This window comes from Micromonospora globbae, assembly GCF_003610785.1.
GTDB lineage: Bacteria > Actinomycetota > Actinomycetes > Mycobacteriales > Micromonosporaceae > Micromonospora > Micromonospora globbae.
The window spans coordinates 163808-172948 of record NZ_RAQQ01000006.1; the positions used below are offsets into that span (position 1 = coordinate 163808).

The 9141-nt window shown below is 72.8% G+C and carries 12 protein-coding genes; 7 read left to right on the forward strand and 5 right to left on the reverse strand.

Features of this window, described 5'->3' with window-relative positions:
• Positions 1-21: 21 nt before the first annotated feature.
• Genes D7I43_RS10405 through D7I43_RS10415 form a run of 3 tightly spaced genes read left to right on the forward strand, consistent with a single transcriptional unit; the run spans position 22 to position 1993 of the window.
• A complete protein-coding gene (locus tag D7I43_RS10405; protein WP_120328224.1) occupies positions 22-342 on the forward strand; it encodes a PadR family transcriptional regulator in 321 nt (106 codons plus the stop codon).
• 15 nt (positions 343-357) lie between these two features.
• Entirely contained in the window at positions 358-1464 is a 1107-nt protein-coding gene (locus tag D7I43_RS10410; RefSeq protein ID WP_120328225.1) for a hypothetical protein, read from the forward strand.
• A gap of 31 nt (positions 1465-1495) precedes the next feature.
• Positions 1496-1993 (forward strand): GNAT family N-acetyltransferase, encoded by a 498-nt coding sequence (locus tag D7I43_RS10415; RefSeq protein ID WP_120328226.1) that lies wholly within the window; start codon positions 1496-1498, stop codon positions 1991-1993.
• Positions 1994-2001: 8 nt separating this feature from the next.
• On the opposite strand, the gene D7I43_RS10420 is transcribed toward D7I43_RS10415, so the two are convergent.
• The 3 genes from D7I43_RS10420 to D7I43_RS10430 form a co-directional block, all read right to left on the reverse strand.
• Positions 2002-2556 carry a DUF3592 domain-containing protein gene (locus D7I43_RS10420; protein ID WP_120328227.1) on the reverse strand — a complete coding sequence of 185 codons (555 nt, stop codon included), beginning with the start codon at positions 2554-2556 and terminating at the stop codon, positions 2002-2004.
• Between the two features lie 121 nt (positions 2557-2677).
• Positions 2678-3469 carry an alpha/beta fold hydrolase gene (locus D7I43_RS10425; protein ID WP_120328228.1) on the reverse strand — a complete coding sequence of 264 codons (792 nt, stop codon included), beginning with the start codon at positions 3467-3469 and terminating at the stop codon, positions 2678-2680.
• Positions 3470-3686: 217 nt separating this feature from the next.
• A complete protein-coding gene (locus D7I43_RS10430; RefSeq protein WP_158610092.1) occupies positions 3687-4907 on the reverse strand; it encodes a low temperature requirement protein A in 1221 nt (406 codons plus the stop codon).
• 133 nt (positions 4908-5040) lie between these two features.
• Here D7I43_RS10430 and D7I43_RS10435 point away from each other — a divergent pair, with 133 nt between their 5' ends.
• Both D7I43_RS10435 and D7I43_RS10440 read left to right on the forward strand, forming a co-directional pair.
• A complete protein-coding gene (locus tag D7I43_RS10435) occupies positions 5041-5460 on the forward strand; it encodes a DUF6086 family protein (RefSeq protein ID WP_120328230.1) in 420 nt (139 codons plus the stop codon).
• Between the two features lie 162 nt (positions 5461-5622).
• On the forward strand, positions 5623-6564 hold the full coding sequence (locus tag D7I43_RS10440) for an aminoglycoside phosphotransferase family protein (RefSeq protein ID WP_120328231.1): 942 nt from the start codon (positions 5623-5625) through the stop codon (positions 6562-6564).
• 113 nt (positions 6565-6677) lie between these two features.
• On the opposite strand, the gene D7I43_RS33565 is transcribed toward D7I43_RS10440, so the two are convergent.
• A complete protein-coding gene (locus D7I43_RS33565) occupies positions 6678-6821 on the reverse strand; it encodes a hypothetical protein (RefSeq protein WP_240032915.1) in 144 nt (47 codons plus the stop codon).
• Between D7I43_RS33565 and D7I43_RS10445 the strand changes: the two genes are divergently transcribed.
• Positions 6780-7172, forward strand: a complete 393-nt coding sequence (locus tag D7I43_RS10445) for a hemerythrin domain-containing protein (RefSeq protein ID WP_240032911.1) — start codon at positions 6780-6782, stop codon at positions 7170-7172. The two genes, D7I43_RS33565 and D7I43_RS10445, sit on opposite strands and share 42 nt — an antisense overlap.
• A 48-nt stretch (positions 7173-7220) precedes the next feature.
• Here D7I43_RS10445 and D7I43_RS10450 read toward each other — a convergent pair whose 3' ends face one another.
• Positions 7221-8345 (reverse strand): FAD-dependent oxidoreductase, encoded by a 1125-nt coding sequence (locus tag D7I43_RS10450; RefSeq protein ID WP_120328233.1) that lies wholly within the window; start codon positions 8343-8345, stop codon positions 7221-7223.
• A 31-nt stretch (positions 8346-8376) separates the two neighbouring features.
• On the opposite strand from D7I43_RS10450, the gene D7I43_RS10455 reads away from it, so the two are divergent.
• On the forward strand, positions 8377-9105 hold the full coding sequence (locus D7I43_RS10455; protein ID WP_240032891.1) for a TetR/AcrR family transcriptional regulator: 729 nt from the start codon (positions 8377-8379) through the stop codon (positions 9103-9105).
• Positions 9106-9141: the final 36 nt, after the last annotated feature.

Sequence of the window (9141 nt, forward strand, 5' to 3'; positions counted from 1 at the left end):
TATGGTCCGGCCGTGGCATCGATGCGCGAGCCGACGTTCCTCATCCTCACCGCGCTCGCCGGTGGGCCGCGGCACGGCTACGGCATCATCGGAGAGGTCAACGCGCTCTCCGCGGGCCGCGTCGCCCTGCTGCCCGGCACCCTCTACACCGCGCTGGACCGCCTGGTCGCACAGGGCCACGTCGCCCACGACCGGGACGAGCACGTCGACGGGCGGCTCCGCCGCTACTACCGGCTCACCCCGCGCGGTCAGCAGGCGCTCGAGACGGAGACCGCCCGGCTGCGCCAGCTCGCCACCGCCGCCGAGACGCGGCTGCGTGCCCTCCGCCCGCGTACCGCCTGACCCGAAGGGACGGCCATGCCGCCGACCGGCGACCCCCTCGCCCGCCGCTACCGGCGGCTGCTGATCGGCTATCCCCGCGACTGGCGTCGGGCCCGCGCCGACGAGGTGGTGGCGGTGCTCCTCGACACGGCCACGCCCGGCCGGACCCGCCCGACGACCCGCGAGGCGGTCAACCTGCTCCGGCACGGCCTCCGCGCCCGGCTGGGCCGCCCCGCCAGCCGTACCGTCGTGGCCTGGGCGACCCTCGCGGCCGTGATCTGCGGTCTCTTCACCGCGGCGCTCGCCACCTGGGCCGCCTGGCACACCGCGCGGCCCCTGCCCGACCGGGCGGCCGCCAGGGCGGTCGTCGCCGAGGTCCTACCGGGACACGAGGTCGGCGGCATCGATCCCGCCGCCGCGCTGTTCACCTTCTACAGCCAGCCGTTGCGGGCCCGGAACCTCGATTCCCTGCTGCTCGGGGACGGCGGCGAGTACCAGCAGGCGTCGGTCACGGTCGCGGTGACGAGCGCGCCGACCCAGCGGCAGGAGGTGCTGGCGCTCGCCCGACGCCGGCTCGACGAGACGGGTTGGCGGACCTACCCGACGCACGTACGCCCCGACGTGACCTGCCGTGTCGACGGCTGCACGCCGACCGGCGCGGTGACGGAGATCGTCACGGCCCGCCGCGGTGACACCGCGCTGACGCTGACCGTGGCGCCCCGGCCGTCGATCGACGACACGTACGTCACGGTGGGGCTGTCCCGCGCGACCCCGACGGCCGTGCCGTTCGCGGCGGTGGCCGGTGGGCTGCTCGGTGCCGCCGCCGGCTGGCTGCTCTTCGGTTGGGTGAGCCGCCGCACCGAGCGACCGCACCCCGCCGCGGGCACCGTCACCGTCCTGTACGCGGCCACCATGCTGCTCTGGTGGGCGCCGGTGCTGCTGGCCGCCCCGTCGCTGTTCCGGCACCACCTCGGGGAGCCGCACCCGGTGTGGCACCCGCTCTGGGAATGGCTCGGGCAGCCGGCCCTCTCGCTCTTCTTCGTCGTCGGCGCCGGCTGCGCCCTCTGCGGGCTGGCGCTCGCCGCCCTGCCCCGCCGTGGCCCCCTCCCGTACGCTGCCGACCAGCACGAATTATTGGGGTGAGCCGGGCACGCACCCCCGCTACGGTGGCGCGATGCCCGATCTCCAGCGGCTCGACGCCCGCCACGCCGCCGCCCTGCTCGACTTCGAGCGGGAGAACCGGGCCTACTTCGCCCGGTTCGTGCCCGACCGGGGCGACGACTACTTCACCGGGTTCGCCGACCGCCTCGCCGAACTGCTCGCCGACCAGGCCGCCGGCCTGCTCCACTTCCACGTCCTCGTGGACGACGACGGGACCGTGCTGGGACGGTTCAACCTCGTGGACGTCCAGGACGGCGGCGCCGAGCTGGGCTACCGGGTGGCCGAGCGGGCGACCGGGCGCGGTGTGGCCACCGACGGGGTACGCCGCGTCTGCGCGCTTGCCCTCGACACGTACGGGCTGCGCCGGCTGTACGCGTCGGCCACGCGGGACAACGCCGCCTCGCTCGCCGTGCTCCGGCGTACCGGATTCGTCCCGGTCGGCGAGGTCATGCTCCACCGTCCCGGGATCAGACACGTCCTCGACCTGACCGCCCCGAAGCCGTCGGTCTGACGACGCGTTCACCGCCGCGCGCGTTGCTTGTGCTTCGAGCGGGCGGTGAAGCGGGGACCGCCCGGGGCCCGGACCGCGGTCCGACGGCGCGGAGCGCGTCGGGGAAGCCAGCGGCGGAACGGGATGCGGGACAGCGTCACGAGCAGCCCCAGCAGCAGCATCACGAACCCGCCCGCACCCAGCACGCCCTGCACACGACCCCGATGGCCGGAAAGCTGCCCGAAATCCGTCACGAAGTCGCGCGGGTCGGCGGGGTTCACCCAGATCGGCACCTCGTCGCCGTACGACCGGCACACCTCGACGCACGGGACCTCCTGCTCGTACGTCCGGCCGCCGATCTCGTACCGGAAGTACATCGTGGTGTTGTGCCGCTTCGTCACCCGGTCGTAGATGATCGCTCGCGTCGGCTCGCCGCCGGCCCGAAGCTCGGCGGTCCAGTCATCGAGCGCGTTCTGCGTGTGGATGGGCAGCCAGAGCAGCAGACCGCCGACACCCGCCAGCAGCAGACCGCCGACGGCCTGCCGGACGGGGGTGTCGAGCAGCCTGGTGAGTGCAGAGCGCATCCGGTCATCGTGCCGACCCGCCGCCACCCCGGCCGCCGCTACGCGGACCCGCCGGCCGCCGGTCCGGTAACCGGCGACCTGCCGCTCCGTCGCTCGGGCGCGGTCCGGGTCGCTCCCGCGCTCACCCGAGGAACTTCGCCAGGATGCCCGCCAACGCCGCCGGCCGTTGCAGCACCGCGTGGTCCTCGCCGGCCATCACCACCAGTTCGGCGTCCGGTGCCGTCTCGGCCACCGCCCTCGTCGCCGCCGCCAGGCCCGGCGCGGTCCGGTCGCCGTAGACGGCCAGCACCGGAACGGCGACGCCGGCGATCCGGTCGCGCGGCAGCAGCTGCCAGGGCGTGCTGACCAGCACGTCGTACGGCAGGCTCGGCGCCTTGTCGACCAGGAACGACCATCCCTCGCCGGCCCTCATCCCGGCGATCGCCTCGGTCGGGACACCGACCACCTCGCCGAGGAACAACTCCACCGCACCGTCGTCGTCACCGGCCGCGACGAGCGCCCGGAGCCGGTCGTAGACGTCGGCCGGTGGCCTCGGCAGGCTCTCGTCGGCGCAGTACGACGGCTCGTAGACCGCTACCCGATCGATCGGGAGGCCCCGCATGGCCCCCTCCAGCACCAGCACGGCACCGGACGAGTGGCCGAAGACCGACGCCCGCCCGCCGACGTGCCGGATGACCGCGGCCAGGTCGTCGACCTCGTTGGCGACCAGATAGTCGTCGGCCCTGTCATCGCTGGCTCCCCGCCGGCGCCGGTCGTAGGTGACCACGGTGAACCCGGACGCGAGTTCGGCACCGAGCGCCGCCACGGTCGAGCGGTCGTTGAAGGCGCCGCCCACGAGGATGACCGGCGCGCCCTGGCCGCTCGTGTCGACGGCGAGGGCGGTGCCGTCCCGGGAAACGACGGTCTCGGTCATGTCTCAGCCTCTCGCGTCCTCGGGGATCGGTGGGACAGCGGCGGATAATCCGCGCGCAGCCACCCTAGACAACGGCGGTACGCCGTCGCAGCCCGCGCGCCCACGCCGGGTCGTCAGGCCTGGCCGACGACGACTCCCGGATCGCGCTGACGCGCGGGCAGACGCAGAACTCGTTGCCGTCGGGATCGGCGAGGACCACCCCACCGTGTCTACCCGCCTAGGCGGAGGGGGACGGGACCTCCAGTGGGCGGCCGGCGGCGTGTCGCGCGTCCGCGACGGCGACGCCGAGCAGCACGACGGCGGCGACGATGGCCGCGAGCAGCGGCGGCCCGAAGGCCAGCGGCGGCGCCAGCAGGACCAGCGCGCCGATGGCCACGAACCGGCGTACCGCGAGCCGGTTGAAGACGGCCCGTTCGAGCCGGATGCGGCCGAGCATGAAGATCGCCGGACCGCCGAGGATCGCGAGGAGCCAGGCCGGCTGGGTGCGCCCGCCCGGATGGGCCAGCACGATCTCCGCCCCCGCCGCGATGGCGACGATGCCGAGCACCATGAGTACGTGGGCGGAGCCGATGTTCCGGCCGAGCGTCGCCCGGTTCGACGACATGCCGACGGCCTGGGCCAGCACCTGACCGGCGCGGTAGAAGTAGATCCGCCACAGCAGCACGGACGACAGGAACGTGATCACCAGGGCGGTCGTGGCGGCGATCGTGGCGGGGTGGGCGGTGTAGGTGAGGCCGATCGACAGCACTGTCTCGCCGAGCGCGATCAGCAACAGCTGCTGGTACCGCCCGGGCAGATGTGCCGTGTCGGCCATCGCCCACGCGCTGGTGGGCACCCGGCGCATGCCGGGTACCGGCCAGCTGAACCGCGCGACGACCAAGTCGACGGTGATGGCGACCGACCACAGTGCCACCCGGTACGCGTCCCGCTCCGCCGCGCCCCAGAGCCAGAAGACCGCCGAGGCGGTGGACCAGATCGCCCGGCGGGTGTAGAGCGCCCGGATCGCCCCGTGCTCCCGCAGCATCGTCCGGAGCAGCAGCGGGCGCCCGATGTGCAGCAGCACGTACGGAACGGCGAAGGCGCCGCCGCGCGCGACGAACGCGTACGGTAGCGACGTCGTCATGATCAGCAGGCCGAACGCGCTCGCCAGGACCAGCAGTTGGATCCAGCGGTTGCGGAAGTCGAACCGGCTCGTGATGTGTGCGGTGGTCGTCCACAGCCAGAGCAGCGGCAGGGCCAGGACGACCGTGTACAGCAGCGACAGCCAGCGCAGACGCACGTTCTCGGAGAGGAGGTCCGGCACCACCCGGCTGACGACCCCGATCAGGGCGAAGACCAGCGCCAGGTCGAAGAACAGCTCCAGGAAGTTGGCCTGCCGGGTGTCCTCGTTACCGCGCAGGATGCCGCCCGCCTGTGCCGCCTCCGATGGTCGCCCCACCCGCCCATGGTCGCCGGGGCCCTTCCCTCCCGCCGCCGATTCGCCTGTTTCACGGGGATCGGGTGGCTCGAGGCCGGCGACGTCGACGGGCCCGGGGCGGGTCGGCGAACAACCGATCTATGATCATGGAGGCATGAGCCAGTACTTCCAGGTCAATGACCTCGTCCTGTGGAACCCCTCCAACCGGGTGGCCGAGTTGTTCGTCCGTACCAGCGAGGCCGTCGCCCCACTGGTCGACGTGCCGACCGGCATCGGCCCCATGCGCGCCGACGACTACGAGATCGACCTCGACGTGTTCGTCGCCTTCGTGGACGCGCTGGTCGCGCAGTACCTGTCGTCGAGCCACGCGATCCTCAGGTCCCTGCTGGAAGGCTTCGTCGCCACCGCACTCGTGATGGTGGACCGGGCCGGCCGCACCGTGCCCTCGCTCCAGGCCACCGCCACGCTGGACCCGAGAGACGTCTCCGTGGGTCCCGGGGGGATCGCCCCGCTCGGCGACCCCGAGCGCCTGTACGAGCTCGCCCGCCGGCACGCCGCCGCGATGGCCCGCTGACCGCCGACCAGGGCTGATCCGGCGCCCCGCGCGCCGACCTGCGCCGTACCCCGCGATCACCCCCGCCATCGAAATCGCTCGACCGGACGGCAGGGATGAGCCGATCATTACGCCAACTGCCAGCCCGGTCACGTGTCGGCCGCATCAGACAAGGACGTCTCGGTGAGCAACACGCCCCATCTCGGTCCGGTGCCCCAACGCATCACCGTCGACGCCGAGCTGGTGCGTCGACTCGTCGCCCACCAGTTCCCCCGGTGGGCCCACCTCCCGGTCGCGCCGGTGGCCGACGGCGGCTGGGACAACTGGACCTTCCACCTCGGCCCCGGGATGTCGGTGCATCTGCCCAGCGCGGCCGAGTACGCCCTGGCCGTCGACAAGGAGCACCGGTGGCTGCCGGAACTCGCCCCCCGGCTTCCGCTGCCCATCCCCGTGCCGCTCGCGAAAGGGGAGCCCGGTGAGGGCTACCCGTACCCGTGGTCCGTCTACTCGTGGCTCGACGGCGAACCCGCGAGTGCGGACCGCATCGCCGACCCCGTCCGGTTCGCCATCGACCTAGCCGAGTTCCTGTCGGCCCTACAGCGCATCGATCCCGCCGGGGGTCCCCTTCCCGGGCAGCACAACTGGTACCGGGGCGGCACGCTGCGCACCTACCACCGGGACGTCCAGCGCGCCCTCGCGGTGCTGGATGGCCACGTCGACGTCGGCCTGGCCCGGGAGATCTGGACGGACGCGCTGGACGCGTCCTGGGACGGCACGCAGACCTGGTTCCACGGTGACGTGGCCCAGGGAAATCTCCTGATCGACGACGGGAAACTGGCCGCCGTCATCGACTTCGGGACATGCGGTGTCGGCGATCCGGCGTGCGACATGGCCATCGCCTGGACGTTGTTGACCACCGAGGGCCGGCAGGCGTTCCGGGAGCGACTGGCCGTCGACGAGGGAACGTGGGCGCGTGGGCGCGGCTGGGCACTCTGGAAGACGCTCGCCGCCTGCGCCCGGACCGTGGGCCAGTCCGACGAACAGGCCGCGGTCGCACTGCGCGTCCTCGGTGTGATCTTCGACGAGTACGTGGCGGACGGCGGACGGCGGCAGTACCAGCCTTGATCGTTCCGGGACGGGTTTGCACGTCCGCCCTGCCCCGTGATCGGATGGTGGCAGCATCGCGTGCCGGTGGCGGGCTGCGTCAGGCATGGAGGTGCGGAACCGAAGGGCCGCCATCAGTGGCTTCCCACGACCGCGACCGTGCAGTCGCGCTCAGCCTGCAGCTCGCGCAGGCACATCAGGAACTGCGTCGCCAGATCGGCGAACTCAGGACCGGTCTGGGCCAGCACCGACCGGAAGACGGCGTACTGGTGACCCATTGCCTGGCGTTCTGCGCCGCGTTGGCGTCGCATCACCGGGGCGAGGACACGGGCATGTTCGCCGAGCTGTTGCGGGAACGCCCCGACCTCGCGAAGACCGTCGCCAACCTCGTCGAGGACCACGAGATGATCGCGTCGATCCTGGCGCGGGTGGTCGAACTCGCCGACCGCGCCACCGGCTCCCACGGTCCGGCGCTGGAGGCGATCGACCGTGAACTCGACGGACTGGCGGCGATCATGGAGTCGCACTTCAACTACGAGGAACGCGCGATCAGTGAGGCGCTGGACGCTGGGATACCGGACACGGGCTGGTCCGACCGGGTGTTCCGGTTCCGCGAGGGCGGGCACTGATCCCCGTCGAGGTCGCGGGAGCGGGGTGCCCGCGCGAGGCCGGCGTCGTCAGTCTGCCGGCACCGGCTCGGCGGGCCGCCCTGAGAAGAAGCGGACGATGTCGTCGGCCGCCGTGGCGGACAGCATCATGGCCTGGACTCGGGCGGACATCTCGGCGATCGGGTGGATCCTCGTGAACATCGCCTCCTCGTACGTCCGGATCGCCGTGTCGGGGTCGGCCGGGTGGGCGGCGAGTTCGGCCGCGAGTTCGGCGGCGTCGAGCATGGCCTGGTTGGCGCCCTCGCCGACCGGCGGCATGAGGTGCGCGGCGTCACCGATGAGGGTGATGCTCGGCTGGTGGGCCCAGCGGGTGCCGGTGGGCATCGCCTCGATCCTGCGCGGGGTCGGCGGGCCGTCACCGGCTTCGATGAGCGCGGTGAGGCGGGGATCCCAGCCGTCGAACACGTCCAGCAGCGCCCGTGTGCTGCGGTAGGTGTCCAGGGGGCGACCGTCCGGGGGTAGGGAGATCCCGACCCGGATGCTGCCGTCGCCGAGGCGTTGCGCCGCCAGGATGCGGCGCACACCGATGCACCAGAGGTTCCCGGGGCCAACCAGCTCGGCGAGGTCCGGGTGGCGCCGGTCGGCGTCGCTGATGCTCAACTCGACCAGGGTGGCCACGGGGGACAGCGTCGTGTCGGTCAGCAGCGACCGGACGACCGAGCGTGCGCCGTCCGCGCCGACGAGGACGTCACAGTCGGCGCCGCGGCCGCCGTCGAACGTCAGCGCGAAGCCGCCGTCGGGGCGTGGCGTCGCCGCCACGAGCCGGTGCCGCCACCGGACAGCGCCGGCGGGAAGCGAGTCGAGCAGAAGATCACGCAGTGCGCCGCGGTCGATCTCGGGGCGTCCGGCGAAGGAGCCGGGGTCGGGCCTGTGGTGCACGAGGGTACGTCCGGCCGGGTCGAGGATGCGGTGCTCCTCGCCCTCCGGCCGCGCCTCGGACCGGAACCGGCCGGCGAGACCCGCCGCGGCCAGGGCCTTCTGCCCGGACTCCGGGTGCAGGTCGAGCGAGCCACCCTGCGATCGCGCGGTTCGGCTCGCCTCCCGCTCGTACACCACCGCGTCGATGCCGTGCCGGTGCAGGATCCGGGCCAGCGTCAGCCCACCGACGCCGCCGCCGGCGATCGCGATTCGCATCAACATCCCCCGTTACCGTACGCTGTATTCCATGGATACGCCGTACGGTAGCGCACCGCTGCCCGTCTGGGAACGGCCCGAGCCGCAGCCGCGGGCGGCGCCGGTGCCGCTGAGCCGCACGAAGATCGCCGCCACGGCGATCCGGATCGCCGACGCCCACGGCCTCGAAGGGCTCTCGGTACGCAAGATCGCCAAAGAACTCGGTGTCGGTCCGATGCGGCTCTACGACTACGTGACCAACAGGTCAGAACTGCTCGACCTGATGGTCGACGCCGTGTACGCCCAGATCGCCGAGGCCGCCGGCCAGCACCCCGAGTGGCGCGCCACGGTACTGGCCATCGTCCACCGGACCCGCGAGGCCGCTCTTGCCCACGAGTGGTTCGCCGACCTGCTCGGCGCCCGGCCGCACCTCGGACCTCACGCGCTCGCCGTGGGCGAGGCGACCGCGGCGGCGCTCAGCCAGGCCCCCGGCGTACGCGATGTCGATGACCTCCAGCGGGCCCTGGGCGCCCTCAACGCGTTCATCGTCGGAGCCCTCCGCAGGGAGGTCACCGAGCGCCGCACCGCCCGTTCGACCGGCACCGACCTGGCCGCCTGGCAGGCCACCCACGGGCCCTACCTGACCCGCATGCTCGAAACCGGCCGCTACCCCACCGTCGCCCGACTCGTCATCGACGGCGCCCACCTCGACGCCGAGGAGACCTTCCACCACAACCTGACCACCATCCTGGACGGCATCACGAGCCGACCCCGCAGGTGACCCCGCGGAGGTTTCTGCTCCCGACGTCGGACGTGG